The sequence below is a fragment of the Streptomyces shenzhenensis genome (assembly GCF_003688995.1).
GTDB classification, from domain to species: domain Bacteria; phylum Actinomycetota; class Actinomycetes; order Streptomycetales; family Streptomycetaceae; genus Streptomyces; species Streptomyces shenzhenensis_A.
Map to the genome: position 1 here is coordinate 17,233 of NZ_PENI01000043.1, position 14,229 is coordinate 31,461.

A 14,229-nucleotide genomic window follows, 5' to 3' on the forward strand; every position below is an offset into this window, starting at 1 on the left:
GCCGGGCGCGCGTAACCTTACGTAGAGGGCTTCTGTAACCGGGCCCGATCCGTCTGAGCGCGCTGCTCTACCGGAACTGTCGACCGCCGAGCGCTGAGGAGGTGAGCGGGATGAGTCCCTGCAGTAGTAGCGCCTGCACCTGTTCCCATTCCGTTGCACCCGAGGCGACCGGCGGGCAGACGGCCGTCTGACGGCTGCCTCATCAAGAGGCCTGCGCAGCGCGGGGCTCGTCCGCCGCCGCGTGCCTTCGGGTGCCGTCCCGATAGAGGTACGCCATGACGATCACCATCACACTGCCCCGTATCCGAGTACCCACGGTCACCGAGCGTGACCTGCGTCGAGTGCTGTCGCTCGCCGAGCCCGCGATCATGGCCGTCGCTGACGCCTGCGGGGCCGGTCTTCCTGTACGGATCGCGCTCGGGATCGGGCTGAAGATCGCGCAGCAGGCGTCGCGGTCCTGACCTGCGGCACCTATCGCCGGGGTGACCGAGGGGGAGTTGTCGGAGGTGGCCGATGAGCGGTTCACCCATGGAGGAGGCCCGGCGCGCGGTCCGCCGGACGGCGCAGGCCAGGAGGACCGACTCGCCGCCCTTGGCCTGGTCCTGAACGCCGTGGTCCTGCGGAGCGCCCGCTACCTGGACGCCGCCGCGCCGCGTCCGTACGTCCGGGTCTGTCCGGCGTGGTTCGGTCCGCGCGGTCTCTGCCTCAGCGCCATCGCCGCCATCGTCGGCCGCGCACGGTGCATGGCCGCCCATGCCGAAGTGCCTTGATGAAACGCGAGATTGAAGAACGAGAAGTGCATGGGGTGGGCTGCCGGGCGCCGGACCACCCCCGGGGGTGGTCCGGCGCTGTGTGTCCGTGGGTGCGGTGTCTAGCGGACGTCGATGTAGTCGCCGGGCGCGTTGGTCGCGCCGGCGGTCGAGGAGCCTGCGTAGGCGAAGCGGTAGTAGCCGTCGGTGGAGGCGGTGACGGTGGTCTTGAGGGAGCCCGAGCTGCTGGACCTCGTGTTCTTGACGTGCACGTACTTGGTGGTTCCGGCCTTGCGGAACTGTAGGGTGACGGGCTGGCTGCCGTAGCCGATGTTCTTGTGGCTTTCCCAGTTCGCCCGGGTCAGGGTGCCGGTGACCGTGATGGTCCTGCCCTTCTTCACCGGCTCCGGGCTTGCGTCGGCGGTCAGCCTGGTGGCGCGCAGCACCTTGAAGGTCTTCGCGGGGTCGGTGAACCTGTAGTCGCCGTCGGCGCCGAGCGCGTAGGCCCACATTTTCCAGGTGCCCGCCTGCGCGTTCTTGGTCACGTCGAAGGGCCGGTCGGAGTTGCTCTTCAGCGTGAAGGTGCAGGTGTAGTTGGTCACGAGGTGCTGGCCGCAACTGGGGAGTGTGACACCCCAGTCGTTGTGGTTCACGTCCGTGCCGTGGTAGAGGATCCCGCCGGCGTCACTGATGCCGTTCGGGTCGGAGGCCGTGAACTTGACCGTCACGGATGTCCTGCCCGAAGAGCCCACCACGATGGACTTGCCGTTGTTGACGATCACGTCGGATATCCGGGTGTCGCCTTGTACGTCGTCGGCCGGAGCGGCCTGTACGGTCGGCAGGGCGAGAGCGGACAGGGCCAGGGCGCCGACAACAGCGGCCGCGGCGGAGCGGATACGCATGATTACCCCCACATCAGGTGCGGTCCCGCCGAAAATCCCCCCGGCGGGTGACGGTAGCGTCGTGACCACTGTGGAGTGGCTTTTCGTATCCCGGCGAGAGTCTGCCCACGACCGCTGACGGCTCGTCGACCGGCCGTTGCAGGACGCGGACATCGTCACCGTCCAATCCCGTTGGCGGCACTGCCCGTTCACGCGTATCCGATGCCCTGACGGCCCGGGAGCGGGCCCAGCCGCGCGCCCCGAGGCCGATCAGCGGGCCCTCCTGCCGCATCACCTTCGGACTCAACTCCCATGGCACCGTTCTTTCGTGATACTGCGCGAGGGGGGTCGAACGCGAAGTAGAGTGCGATGAAGGCGTCTTGGCCCTGACCTACCCAATCGGGCAGGTTTCGGACACTTCACGTCATTCATGGGTTTTCGGAGAAAGGTGCGTACTGTGGGCGCCTACCTGTGCCCTCCGGCCGTGGTGCATGGCGAACATGTCGTAGAGACCGGCCAGATCCTGGCGGAGGTGCGAAGCCGGCATCCGCAGGCGCCGTGGCTGCCGCGGATCGACGGCATCGCCGCGAGTACGGGAATCGCCTCCCGCGGGTGGATGCTGCCGCTGGAGACAGCCGCGGCGCCCAGCAGCGGGAGCGGCCTGCGAACTCCCGCCGCCGGCCCGGCCCGTGAGGCACTGGCCCGCAGCGGGTTCACCGGCCAGGAGGTGGACCGCGTGATCGCCGAACTGGAGGCGATACCGGCGCCGCAGACCATCCAGGAGCGAACCGCGCCTGCCTGGGCGGCCGTCCAGACGTACGGAGAGAGGGCAGCCCGTCGGGCCCTTGGGGCCGCCGGACTTGATGCCGCCGATGTCGACTGCCTGGTGACCAGTCACTCCACCACCCCTGCCCTGCCGGGGCTGGACCTGGCTCTGCTCAACCGCCTTCCGCTGCGTAGCGACGTGCTGCTGCTGCCGGCCACCCAGTGGGCCTGCATCGCCGGCACCCGATCGCTGGCGCTGGCGGCCGATCTGGTCGCCGTGGACCCCGACCGGGTGGTGCTGGTCGTGATATCCGAGGCGCTGAGCACCACCTACCAGCCCGCCGACGACACGCTGGAATCGCTCATCGTCCGGCTGCTGTTCGCGGATACCGCCGTCGCCGTGGTGGTCACAGGCCGCCCCAGAACGGAATCGGTCCTGCGGCTGGACGCGGCCTGGCACCACACTCTGCCCGGCACCGCGGACCTGCACCGGCTGGAGACTCGGGCCGACGGCACACATTTCGTGATGGACCGCCGTGGGCCGCGTGCAGTGCAGGAGACGGTTGCCGCGATGTGGAAGTGGCTGCGGGCGCGCCACCAGGACGACGGGCAGGCGTGGCATCCCGATCTGCTGCTCGCACATCCCGGTGGAACGCGGGTGCTGGAGTACATGGAGCAGACGATGCCCGACGGATGGCCGACGGGGCTCTTGGCCTACAGCCGGGACAGCTACACCACAGGTAACCGCGGCGGTGCCGCCGTACTCGACATACTGCGGCGCGCGCACGATGCCGGCCAGAAGACCGGCAGCCGCACGGTGCTGTACGCGGCTGCGCCTGGGTTGACCGCCACGGCCGTGGAGGGGGAGTGGCTGTAGCCGAAGCTCGCCCCTCTCATCGCGGCACGGGAGTTATGCCTCCAGTTCCGCCCAGACGGCTTTGCCGGTGTTGGTCCACCGCACCCCCCAACGTGTGGTGAGCTTATGGACGACGTGCAGACCCCGCCCACCGTCGTCGAGCGGCTCACCGCGGCGCAGGCGCGGCCGGCCGTTGCCGGTGTCGCCGACCTCGCACGACAGACGGCTCCCGGCCTTCACCAGCCGTACCGTGACCGGTCCGGTGCCGAACCGCACGGCGTTGGTGACCAGTTCGCTGAGCACCAGCAGCGCACTGTCCCGGGCCTGGTCGCTGGTGTGCCATCGCCGCAGGAGGGGGGAGGCCAGGACGCGGGCGCGAGCGGCGGTGTCGTCGCGGGCGGGCAGCTGCCAGGTGGCGGTGTCCCGGCTGCGGCGGCCGGCCATACGGGCGAGGAGCAGGGTTATGTCGTCGCGCAGGCGCCCCTGCGGGGCCAGACCGGCGACCACGCGGCATGCGGCCTGCTGCAGATCGTCCCAGGGATGCACCTCGCGCACCACGTCCGTCAGCCGGCGGATGCCGTCGTCGATCGAGGCCGCCGGATCCTCCACCAGGCCGTCGGTGTAGAGGACGAGAAGGGAGCCGGGCGGCGCGGCGAACTCGTGCTCGTCGAACGGCTCCCGCACAGCGAACTCGGCTCCCAGCCCCGGGTGTGGTGGCGCCGTGACGGTCTCGGCGGACCCGTCGGGATGGACGAGGACGGGGGGCAGATGGCCGGCATTGGACATCACCACCCGGTGGTCGACCGGATCGTAGACCGCGATGCAGCACGTCGAGCCCAGCGCGCTGTATCCGGCCGCCAGACCCGTGTCCGTATCGTCCAGGAGCGTGACTGTCTCGTCCAGACGCTCCAGCACCTCCCCGGGGCCCAGCCCCGCCGACAGCAGCGCGCGGGCCTCCATGCTCAGCTGGCCCATGGCCGCCGCGGCCCCCAGACCGTGCCCGACAACGTCACCGACCACCAGGGCGGTGCGGTCACCCGGTAGCGGAAAGCTGTTCACCCAGTCACCGCCTACGCCCGCACTGTCGGGGGTGGTGGGCTCGTAGACGCTGGCGACCTCGATGGTGTCGCTGCCGGCCCGCGGCAGCAGTCGGCGCTGCAGTGCCAGGACCTGGGCGTGCTCACGCTGATGCTGGCGGGCCAGGTCCACGTGACGGGCGGTCTTGGCCACGAGTTCTTGCAGGTCGAGCAGCTCGCCATCGAGGAAGGGGCGCTCCGGCCGCCGCCAGACCTGCGTCATGCCCAGCACGATGGGCCCCGGCGTGCCTTCCGGTCCGTCCACGACCAGCGGTATGCAGGCGACACTCACCGGCCGTTTGCCGGGCACCAGGGCGCGCACCAGCTGCGGATCGTTGAGCAGTGTCCGCTCGACCGCCGCACGGTCGGGAATGACGATGGCCTGCGGGATGTCGTCGCGCATGACCGCACCGGCCAGCAGACGGCTCGCTTCGCGGGGAAGGTTGTCCCCGGGGGTCAGGTACCCCTCGGGCCAGGCCCGGTCCGGCACCAGGGCCGCCCGTCTCAGCCGGATCCGCTCCTGCGCCTGCTCGGTGACCGCCTCGCCCGTCCATACGGCGTAATCGAGGTCGACGGCGGCCACGTCCCCCCATGCCAGCAGGGACTGGGCCAGGGACAACGCGGTCTCCCCGATGTCCAACGACGTTCCGATCGCGGTCGCGGAAGCGTACAGGTGCAGTCGCTTGGCCATGGCGATCAGGGAAACTGTCAGACCTTCCCGCGGTGGTGCGGCCGGCAGGATGCTCATCGAGACCACCAGCTCCGTCCCGTCGGCCCGCCGCAGACGCTGGACCCGGGCGACGTGTGCCTCTTGTGTCTCAAGGACCCGCTGCAACCGCTGTGTCACCGTCGGTACGTCCCCGGGTGGCAGCAGATCGGCGAAAACGGCCCCCGGTGCGACACTCACCCCCGCGAAAGGAGCAGCGTCCAGATTGCAGCTGGTGATCCTCAGATCCCGGTCGAGGCTGACCGCCCCGAGGATCTGTTCCCGGCCTCCGCTCTCCTGGCCGGCACCTGAAGGCCGACGGGCGTGGTGCTCGCCCGGTGGAGCGGCAGGGTCTTCCGCCGTCGGTGTTCCGGCTCTCGGGATGTAATCCGCCAGGGCGCCGCTGACCATGTCGAACGGCGAGGCGGAGGACGAGGAGGGTGTGGGGTCCATGCAGCTCCCCCGGCTCGCTGACTCCGGCACGCACACCTCATGAGTAACACAAATTCACGGCTCACCAAAGGGGCAAAGGTGAGTAAAGGAAGACAAGCGGCCGGTAACGGCGGCAACCTTGCGAGATGCTGCCGATCGGGTCCCCACCTGCGTGAACGCGGTCTCGGGGGTGGATTCCGTCACCGCCGGGTACGGGAGTTGCCGCCGTTGAGCGCGTGTGTCGTCTGCAGTGAAGCTGCTGCTGTGTACCGTGCCGTCGGCGAGGAGCCGAACGGGTTGCCTGGGCGGGCACTGCCTGCCTGGCCTCCGGGCTCGCCCCGTGCCGGTTCCGGGTGCTGCACGGGTGCCTGCGTGTGCTGTCCGGGCCCCGGGGGGTACGCGCCGAAGCCGCCGAAGTCCTGCTGTCGGCGACCGGATCGGCGGACACGGTCACCGGTCTGCTCGCCGACGTGTGGAGGTGGGAGCGGCCGGGGCCGGCGCGGTGCACGGTGGCGACACGCACAGCCTCCGGGCAGCCACCGTGCGCCTGATACGCCTCCTGCCCCCTGTCGGCTGCGCCGGCGCGTATGCCCGGGCCCTGTTTCCGACGCACCATTGACTCTCCTACGACCATTAGGGTTTCCTAAGAGCATGAGAGAGGATCGGAGGCAGCTCCGGCGCAACGAAACCGTGCGGGAGATCCTGGACACCGCGCTCGAGGTCATGGCCGAAGAAGGCGTGGCCGGGCTGAGCATGGCCGAGACCGCCCGGCGTATGGGGATGCGGCCGCCTTCGCTCTACCAGTACTTTCCGTCCAAAACGGCCATTTACGATGCCCTCTTCGAGCGGGGAATGCGCGAGACGGTCGGCGTCCTGGAGCCCTACCGGGCCGAGCTGTCCCGCGATCCGCGCGGCGCGCTCCTGGCAGGCCAGCAGGCCACCGTCGCCTGGGCGATGGCCCATCCGGTACTGGCGCAACTGCTGTACTGGCGGCCCGTACCCGGATTCGAACCGACCCCCCGGGCCTTCGAACCCGCGGTGCGGCAGCTGGAACTCCTGCGCGCCGCCTTGCGGGCGGCCGTGCATGCCGGACAGCTCTCGCCCGCGGGCGCCGACGAGGACGGAGTGGCCCTGTACACCTCTCTCACGGCCGGCGTCATCAGTCAGCAGCTCGCCAACGAGCCGTCCGCACCGGTCCAGGAGGGCCGCTTCACCCGGCTCACACCGACGGCAGTGGACATGTTCTTCCACTTCTACGCCCCCGAGGAGAGCGAGTCCGATGACTCAGACCTACGTGGACGCCGCACGCCTGCCGCAGACTGACCGTGACCGGTCGGCCCTGGTCGGCGAGGCAGAGGGCCGGGCGGCCATCAACGTACTCCAACAGCTCGGCGACGAGGACTGGCAGCGTCCCACCGACTGCGTGGAATGGGACGTCCGAACCCTGGTCTCCCACCTCGTCGCCCAGTGCGAGGACATCATCAGCCTGCCCACCATGCTGCGCCGGGAGATCACGGGAAGGCGCCGCCACTCGGGCAAAGGCCCCGTCGACGCCCATATGGCGGCGCAGGTCGCCGACCACACCGCCGCGTCCGGACCGGCGCTGGTCGCGCAGTTCGCACTGCTGTGGCCCCGCGCCGTACGGGCCCGTGGGCGCCGGCCGGCGTTGATGCGCCGCGCCACGATCGAAAGCGGCCTGTCCACGGCGCCGCGGATGTCTGTCGGCCATCTCCTCGACACCATCTACAACCGTGACCTGTGGATGCACCGCCTCGACCTGGCACGGGCCACCGGGCAGTCCTTCGCGGTGGGCGACCACGACCGGCACATCGTCGAACAGGCCGTCCGCGACCTGGCCCTGACCTGGTCCGAGGCGCCCTTCGCGCTGGAACTCACCGGGCCCGCGGGCGGCAGGTGGCTGATCGGCCCTGGCGAGCCGACGGCGGTCGTCCGCGCGGACGCCGTCACCTATCTGCGCGCTCTGGCCGGACGCGACCCCGATGTGCCGTTGGAACTGGTGTCCGGATCCGAGCAGGCCCTGGCAGCCGCCCGTCGCGCCCGGGTCGTGTTCTGAACACCCGTACTGCGGCCGGCCGTCACGCCGAAGACGTCCGGTGCTCGCGCTCGGCGACGTACCGCCCGTGAGGCCGGGACCGTGTTCAGGAGGGTGCGGCGTGGGCTTTGAGGAGTCCTTCGACTCCGAGTAGGAAGGTTTCGCACACCAGTTCCGGGTCGAAGAGACAGCCGGCGGCCATCGCGCCGTCGCGCATCATCACGAAGTGGCGGGCGGCGGGTTCGGCGGGTTTCTCCCGGATCTTGGCCAGGAGCCCGGTGACGGTGTCGAGGAACCATTGGCGGTGCGCGAGGACGGCCAGGTGCACCGGGTGATCGGGCTCGGGGTACTCGGCGACGGCGTTGAGGAAGGCGCACCCTCGGAAGCCGGGGGACCGGATGCCCTCGGCGATGTACGCACTGAGGGTCCGGATGGTGTCGGCGGCCGGAAGCCCGGCGGCGACGGCCGCGTCGGCCTGGCCGCGCATGGCTTGGTCGGCCTCGTTCAGGTAGGCGACGACAAGGGTCTCCTTGCTGGGGAAGTGGCGATAGAAGGTGGCCCGTGTCACCTGCGCTTCCGCGACGATGCGGTCGACGCCGACGGCGTGGATCCCTTCCGCGTAGAACACCCGGCCGGCCGTCCTGAGGAGCCGGGACCGGGCTTCGGACGGCCGGCTCTCGGATTCGCTGCGCACCATGCGGCCATCCTAACGGGTAGAACGTTCGGTCTTGACAAGCTGCGATGCTCTTGCCAACCTACGGAACAGAACGTTCTTTCTTCCAGAAGACTGATCGAAAGGGATCACCGTGAGCGCCATTGCTGCTCCGTCCGGTACCGCCGGGACCGCCTCTGCCCTGCGGCGGCTGTACTTCGTCCGGTTCGCGTTTGCCATCGTCTGGGCCCTCGTGATGTTCACGATGGCGGCGGAGCTCAGTCCGGTCGCGATTGTGCTGCTCGTGCTGTATCCGCTGTTCGACGTGGGTGCGGCCGTCGTCGACGCGAACGCGTCGCGCACCACGGGATCGCCGGTGCTGCTCTACGTGAACATGGCGGTCAGTCTGGTCGCGGCCGTCAGCGTGGGCATCGCCTCTGCGTCCGGTATTCCGGCGGTGTTGCGCGTGTGGGGGGCCTGGGCGATCGTGTCCGGGCTGGTCCAGCTGATCGTGGCTGTTCCCCGTCGCAAGCTGGGTGGCCAGTGGCCGATGATCCTCAGCGGCGGTATCTCGGTCCTGGCCGGTGGGTCGTTCATTGCGTCGGCCGGGGCGGACAAGCCGACGCTCGCCAGCGCGATCGGCTACGCCATCCCGGGCGGCATCTTCTTCCTGGTCTCGGCCCTGCGTCTGGGTCGCGCCGCCAAGGAGAGCTGACACGGACAGCCACATGTACGACGTCATCGTGATCGGCGCGGGTCCGGTCGGGGAGAACGTGGCCGACCGGGTGGTGCAGGGCGGGCTGACCGCCGCCATCGTCGAGCGGGAACTGGTCGGTGGCGAGTGCTCCTACTGGGCCTGCATGCCGACCAAGGCACTGCTGCGGAGCACGGCCGCGCTCCGGGCGGCCCGACAGGTGCCGGGAGCGCGTGAGGCGGTGACCGGTGACCTGGACGTCCCGGCTGTGCTCCGTCGTCGTGACTCCTTTTCCTCGCACTGGAAGGACGACGGGCAGGTGTCTTGGCTCAACTCGGCTGGGATCACGCTGTACCGGGGCCAGGGACGGATCAGCTCCGACCGGGTCGTCGAGGTCACCGATGAGGCTGGTGCCGAGACGTTGCTGACTGCGAAGCACGCGGTGGTGATCGCGACGGGCAGCGCGGCGCTGCTGCCGGACATCCCTGGTCTGCGCGAGGCAGACCCGTGGAGCAGCCGGGAAGCGGCCGCTGCGAGCGCGGTTCCCGGCCGGCTCGCCGTCATCGGCGGCGGCGTCGTGGCGTCGGAGATGGCGACGGCGTTCGCCGCCCTGGGATCTTCTGTGACGATGCTGGCCCGCGACGGTGTCCTACCGCTCGCGGAGCCGTTCGTCGGAGAGCGCGTCACCGAGTCGTTGCGGGAAGCCGGTGTCTCGGTGCTCGTCGGTGCGGAGGCTGGGGCCGTGAAACGTGACGGTGACGGTACGGTGCACATCACGCTCACCACCGGCGAGCACATCGAAGCCGACGAGGTCCTCGTCGCGATCGGCCGCACGCCGAACACCCGGGACATCGGCCTCGGCGCCGTCGGTCTGACGCAGGGTGCCTGGCTCACGGTGGACGACACGCTGCGGGTGCTCGGAGAAGACGGGGCGCCGCTGGCTGACGGGTGGCTGTATGCGGCTGGTGACGTCAACCGGCGCGTACTGCTGACCCACCAGGGCAAGTACCAGGCCCGTGCCGTGGGTGATGTCATCGTGGCGCGCGCCAAGGGCGAAGCGGTCGACGACAGACCGTGGGGCCGCCACGTGGCCACCGCTGACGAGCGTGCGGTGCCTCAAGTGGTCTTCACCGAACCGGAGATCGCGTCGGTGGGACTGACCGCGGCCGCGGCCGAGGCGGCCGGGCTGCGCATCCGCGTCGTCGACCACGACCTGGGTGCCGTCGCGGGATCGGCCCTTCACGCCGACGGATACCAGGGGCACGCCCGCATGGTCGTCGACGAGGACCGCAAGGTGATCGTCGGCTTCACACTCGTCGGGCCCGATGTCGCGGAACTGCTGCACGCCGCGACGATCGCGGTCGTCGGCGAGGTCCCACTCGACCGGCTGTGGCACGCGGTCCCGGCGTTCCCGACCGTCAGCGAGGTGTGGCTGCGGCTGCTGGAAGCATACGGCCGCTGACCGTCCGATGTTTCCTCCTCCCCAGGCGACCGCGACGGGGCAAGAGGGCGGCAGAGAAGGCAGGGGCCATTGTGATTCCACGAGTCGGTACGAGGACGGCGGTTCTGAGGGCAGGGCGCTGGAGTTGCTGCGCCTGGGGGAGGGCCGTGTTCTCGAGTTCGCCGTACACGGTCCCGACCATGGACCGGTCGTTCTCTTCCACCATGGCATGCCAGGTTCGGCGGTGCCCATGGACTCCGCCCACGGCTCGGTCACTGACAGGGGGTTCGGCGTTGTCACGTACTCCCGCGCAGGCTATGGCGCGTCGACCCCGGCACCTGGGCGTACGGTTGCCGGCACCGCCGCGGCGACCCTGCCGACCTCGCCGCAGGGATGGCGAGTCTGCTCCCCGAGGTGGATGCCGCCGCGCTCACCGGTGCCTACGGCGCGGACAACGCCGCGCACATGAACCACGGACTTGCGGCTGGGGAGGACGGATGGCTCGAGGACCTTCACGCGCTGACGACACCGTGGGGATTCGACCCAGGTGACATCGCCGTTCCCGTTGATTTGTGGCACGGTGCCCTCGATCGGATGGTGCCGGTCGCGCACGGGCAGTGGCTGGCCCGGCATGTGCCGACCGTCCGTGCTCATGTCGAGGGCGGCCACGGACACATCTCGATCGGCGCCGGAAGCCTGGGCGACAAGCTCGACCGGCTCAGGTCGAGGACATCCTGACCGGACCGACCGTGGCGCATGGGCCTGTGGAACAACAGTTGCTCGAAGCTTTCGATCTCGCCTTCGCGGAATTCGACCGGCTGGTGCACCCGCTCCGGGTGCTCGGAATGGACCCTGCGGGACCTTGCCAACCAAGGGACGGTGGGCTCGCTGCTTGGCGTACCACTCCGGCGTGATCGCCGGCCTCCACCCCGAGCACGACCTTGCCACACTCCACGCCCTCACCCCCTACAGCAAGGCCAGTTCGATGCCTCGATCCGGCGTATCCGAGCGACTCCTGTCGCCTCCCGGCTCAGCCAGGGGCCAGCGATCCAGAGGTGATGATCCGTAGCAGTTCGAGTGTCTCGGCGTCGCTCGATCCAGGTCTGGCTGTGAAGAGGACGAGCTGCTGATCCCGGTCCGGGAGCAGGAGGGTGTCGCAGTCCACGGTGATCGGGCCGACCTCGGGGTGCCGGAACGTCTTGGTGATGATGGGCTTGGGCTGGACGTCGTGGCGCTGCCAGAGCCGGTCGAAGTCCTCACTGTTCGCGCGGAGTTCGGCGACGAGGTCGCGGATCACGGGGTCGTCGGCGTAACGGGCCGCGGCGGTGCGGAGCTGGCTGACGACGTGGGGGCGGAACTCGGTCATGTCGGCGACGTCGGAACGGGTCTTTCGAGCCACCTCGGGCAGGAAGGCACGCCGGGCGAGGTTGCGATCTGCGGGAGTCGCACCGGCAAGGTCGCCGAGAAGTGCCACCCCGAGGTCGTTCCAGGCGATGATCTCGAACGCGGCGGACAGGACGACACCCACCGCGCCGGGCAGTCGGTCGATCAAGGAGACGATGCTTGCCCTCACGGTCCGGTCGTGCGTCGCGGCGCTCTTCCGCGCTGTACCCGCCAGATCATGCAGGTGTGTGGCCTCCGCATCGGTGAGCAACAGGGCGTCGGTGATACCGGCGAGCACCTCGCTGGACGGCCGGGGTGCCCGACCCTGTTCGAGGCGGGTGTAGTACTCGGTGGAGATGTGGGCAAGGACGGCGACCTCCTCGCGGCGAAGGCCCGGAGTGCGGCGTCGGGCACCGTAGGCGAGGCCGACGTCGGAAGGGCGCAGGCGCTCACGCCGACTGCGGAGGAAGTCACCAAGCTCCTGCTTGTCCATGAATCCAGTGTGCTCTCCCGGGGCTTGCGTAGCCGGGTACAGGCTGTGCCTGCCTATCGCGCGGGGCCGCGACGAGGCTGGCGGACATGACAGACCAGACAGCAATCGACGAATCGGCTCCCGCTTCGAAGGGCGGGCTGCTCGACGGCAAGGTCATCCTGGTCACCGGCGCGAGCCGCGGGATCGGCGCGGCCGCTGCGAGCCTGTTCGCGGAGGAGGGAGCCGAGGTCGTCCTCGCCGCGCGTGACGAGACGGCCCTGCAGCGCGTCGTGGACGGGATTCGTGCCGCGGGCGGCATCGCCGACGCGGTCGTCTTCGACCTCGCCGACGCGGACAGCACCTGGGCGGGCGTAGCGCGCGCGGCGAAGCTCTACGGGCGACTCGACGGGGCGTTCAACAACGCCGGCGCTCCGCAGCAGCCCGGCCCGCTGGATGTCACCTCGGAGGAGGACATCGACGCACAGGCCACCGTTAACTTCCGCGGACAGTGGACGGCGATGAAGGCGCAGCCCGAGGCGATGCGCGCGATCGGCGGCGGCGCGATCGTGAACACCTCGAGCCTCGGCGGTCTGCGGCAGAGCACCGACCTCCCGGCCTACAGCGCGATCAAGCGTGCCCTGAACAGCCTGACTGAGACGGCCGCGGTGACGTGGGCCCGCGAGGGCATCCGCGTGAACGCTCTCGCGCCGGGCGGAACGCTCACGGACATGTGGAACCAGTGGGAGGCCGCGCAGCCCGGAACGATCGCGGCGGTCGGTGCCGCCGTCCCGCTCGGGCGCATGGTTGAGCCCCGAGAGGTGGCCGAGGCGGCGGCCTGGCTGCTCAGCGATCGCGCCGCGATGGTCACGGGCGTTGTGCTCCCCGTCGACGGCGGCGGCAGCGTCGCCGGCTGAACGGCCCGCGCGTCCCGAAACGATCCCCGAGAGGACATTTCATGAGCATCGTGCTGAACGTGGGTCTCGCCCCCCGAGTCGTCGGCGACCCCGATGCGCCCAGCACAGCATTCCCGACCGTCGACTCGGCGCAGGTCCAGGCGGGACTGGACGCCGCTGCCGTCGAGCTGGCCGAGTTGGGCCTCGACTTCGAGACCTGCCTGCTCGACCGGAGTGATCACGCCGAGGAGCAGTTCCGTGCCGTCGTGAGCCAGAGGCACTACGACATCATCGTGTTCGGCGGCGGAGTGCGCCTGGAGCCGTCGATGACGCCGCTGTTCGAGAAGCTCATCAACGTCGCCCGGACCTACGCCCCCAAGGCAGTGCTCTGTTTCAACACCGGCCCCGATTCCACGGTGGATGCCGTGCGGCGGTGGTGGCCCCGGGGGTAGCGACGCTGCGGCCATGCTCACCTGAGTTCACATGAAGAGAGGAACCTGCATGCGCGCAGCGCGCCATGACGACCACGGATCGGCTGAGTCCTCGACTTCGCCGTCCGGGGAGACCGGGAACGGCTCGGCATGCTCCGCCCCCTGCACGATGCCGTGGCCCTCAACGTGGTCCGCAGCGTCGACTCGCCCGCCGAGATCCCCGACCTGACCGACCACTACGTCGACGCCCTCGCCGCCCTGGTCGACGCCAAGCTCCACGCCCGCGAGCCGGCCCGGCGCGTGCAACTGGTGGACCTGATGGGTGCACTCCAGCAGTCGGTACGCGATGCCCGCGCCGCCCGCGGTCAACCGGACGGTTCGTGATCATCCGCACGCCTCGTGCTGCCGGAACGGGCTTCGACGGCAGCAAGCCGCAGACGCGCCATCCGCTCCCGGTGGTGGAACCAGGCCCGCCACACGTCACGCCGGTGCTCGGACTCCTGCGGGAGAAGGGCCGCGATCGTGCTGATGACGGCGCCGGCCACCGCTACGAGAGCGGCAACGCCCCATCCGCCTGGGTAGGTCCTACCGACCAGGAGCGCCGCTCCCACGCCGGCGGGCGTAGCGGTCCAGGTGAGAATGCGGCGGAAGGTGATCATGTCGGGTCCTTCGGGTGCGGAGGGCAGACGCGCCGGATGCGCCTGCGGGGCGGGGCGTGCAGCAGTCCCAGCCCTTGTGGCGCGGG

The 14,229-nt window shown here is 69.9% G+C and carries 15 protein-coding genes; 11 read left to right on the forward strand and 4 right to left on the reverse strand.

All coding sequences use genetic code 11. The features are described 5' to 3' along the window. Positions 1 to 275: 275 nt before the first annotated feature. The gene (locus CTZ28_RS40625) at positions 276 to 461 is read left to right on the forward strand and encodes a GNAT family acetyltransferase (RefSeq protein WP_121894787.1); all 186 of its coding nucleotides are present in this window, start codon (positions 276 to 278) and stop codon (positions 459 to 461) included. A 45-nt stretch (positions 462 to 506) separates the two neighbouring features. Beyond that, positions 507 to 770 (forward strand): hypothetical protein, encoded by a 264-nt coding sequence (locus CTZ28_RS40630; RefSeq protein ID WP_121894788.1) that lies wholly within the window; start codon positions 507 to 509, stop codon positions 768 to 770. A 101-nt stretch (positions 771 to 871) separates the two neighbouring features. Here CTZ28_RS40630 and CTZ28_RS40635 read toward each other — a convergent pair whose 3' ends face one another. After that, on the reverse strand, positions 872 to 1,651 hold the full coding sequence (locus CTZ28_RS40635; RefSeq protein ID WP_121894789.1) for a calcium-binding protein: 780 nt from the start codon (positions 1,649 to 1,651) through the stop codon (positions 872 to 874). 436 nt (positions 1,652 to 2,087) lie between these two features. Between CTZ28_RS40635 and CTZ28_RS40640 the strand changes: the two genes are divergently transcribed. Next, positions 2,088 to 3,272 (forward strand): beta-ketoacyl-[acyl-carrier-protein] synthase family protein, encoded by a 1,185-nt coding sequence (locus CTZ28_RS40640; RefSeq protein WP_121894790.1) that lies wholly within the window; start codon positions 2,088 to 2,090, stop codon positions 3,270 to 3,272. A 33-nt stretch (positions 3,273 to 3,305) separates the two neighbouring features. On the opposite strand, the gene CTZ28_RS40645 is transcribed toward CTZ28_RS40640, so the two are convergent. Next, the gene (locus CTZ28_RS40645; RefSeq protein WP_183154838.1) at positions 3,306 to 5,486 is read right to left on the reverse strand and encodes a SpoIIE family protein phosphatase; all 2,181 of its coding nucleotides are present in this window, start codon (positions 5,484 to 5,486) and stop codon (positions 3,306 to 3,308) included. A 630-nt stretch (positions 5,487 to 6,116) separates the two neighbouring features. On the opposite strand from CTZ28_RS40645, the gene CTZ28_RS47485 reads away from it, so the two are divergent. Further along, a complete protein-coding gene (locus tag CTZ28_RS47485; protein WP_183154839.1) occupies positions 6,117 to 6,788 on the forward strand; it encodes a TetR/AcrR family transcriptional regulator in 672 nt (223 codons plus the stop codon). After that, positions 6,745 to 7,539, forward strand: coding sequence for a maleylpyruvate isomerase family mycothiol-dependent enzyme (locus tag CTZ28_RS40655; protein ID WP_183154840.1), 795 nt, complete (start codon positions 6,745 to 6,747; stop codon positions 7,537 to 7,539). The genes CTZ28_RS47485 and CTZ28_RS40655 overlap by 44 nt, the downstream gene beginning before the upstream one ends. A gap of 85 nt (positions 7,540 to 7,624) precedes the next feature. Here CTZ28_RS40655 and CTZ28_RS40660 read toward each other — a convergent pair whose 3' ends face one another. Next, complete coding sequence (locus CTZ28_RS40660; RefSeq protein ID WP_121894793.1) at positions 7,625 to 8,215, reverse strand: TetR/AcrR family transcriptional regulator; 591 nt, start codon at positions 8,213 to 8,215, stop codon at positions 7,625 to 7,627. A 109-nt stretch (positions 8,216 to 8,324) separates the two neighbouring features. Between CTZ28_RS40660 and CTZ28_RS40665 the strand changes: the two genes are divergently transcribed. The 3 genes from CTZ28_RS40665 (at position 8,325) to CTZ28_RS40675 (ending at position 11,043) form a co-directional block, all read left to right on the forward strand. After that, positions 8,325 to 8,885 (forward strand): hypothetical protein, encoded by a 561-nt coding sequence (locus CTZ28_RS40665; protein ID WP_121894794.1) that lies wholly within the window; start codon positions 8,325 to 8,327, stop codon positions 8,883 to 8,885. Positions 8,886 to 8,898: 13 nt separating this feature from the next. Further along, positions 8,899 to 10,326, forward strand: coding sequence for a dihydrolipoyl dehydrogenase family protein (locus CTZ28_RS40670; protein WP_121894795.1), 1,428 nt, complete (start codon positions 8,899 to 8,901; stop codon positions 10,324 to 10,326). Between the two features lie 372 nt (positions 10,327 to 10,698). Next, positions 10,699 to 11,043 (forward strand): alpha/beta fold hydrolase, encoded by a 345-nt coding sequence (locus tag CTZ28_RS40675; RefSeq protein WP_121894796.1) that lies wholly within the window; start codon positions 10,699 to 10,701, stop codon positions 11,041 to 11,043. A 292-nt stretch (positions 11,044 to 11,335) separates the two neighbouring features. On the opposite strand, the gene CTZ28_RS40680 is transcribed toward CTZ28_RS40675, so the two are convergent. Beyond that, on the reverse strand, positions 11,336 to 12,181 hold the full coding sequence (locus CTZ28_RS40680) for a helix-turn-helix transcriptional regulator (RefSeq protein WP_121894797.1): 846 nt from the start codon (positions 12,179 to 12,181) through the stop codon (positions 11,336 to 11,338). A gap of 86 nt (positions 12,182 to 12,267) precedes the next feature. Here CTZ28_RS40680 and CTZ28_RS40685 point away from each other — a divergent pair, with 86 nt between their 5' ends. The 3 genes from CTZ28_RS40685 to CTZ28_RS40695 all read left to right on the forward strand — a co-directional run bounded on the left by CTZ28_RS40685 (position 12,268) and on the right by CTZ28_RS40695 (position 13,868). Beyond that, complete coding sequence (locus tag CTZ28_RS40685) at positions 12,268 to 13,074, forward strand: SDR family NAD(P)-dependent oxidoreductase (protein ID WP_121894798.1); 807 nt, start codon at positions 12,268 to 12,270, stop codon at positions 13,072 to 13,074. 41 nt (positions 13,075 to 13,115) lie between these two features. After that, positions 13,116 to 13,505: a hypothetical protein gene (locus CTZ28_RS40690; RefSeq protein WP_121894799.1), complete on the forward strand. Its 390-nt coding sequence runs from the start codon at positions 13,116 to 13,118 to the stop codon at positions 13,503 to 13,505. A 129-nt stretch (positions 13,506 to 13,634) separates the two neighbouring features. Further along, positions 13,635 to 13,868, forward strand: coding sequence for a Ku family protein (locus CTZ28_RS40695; protein ID WP_121894800.1), 234 nt, complete (start codon positions 13,635 to 13,637; stop codon positions 13,866 to 13,868). Positions 13,869 to 14,229 lie beyond the last annotated feature (361 nt).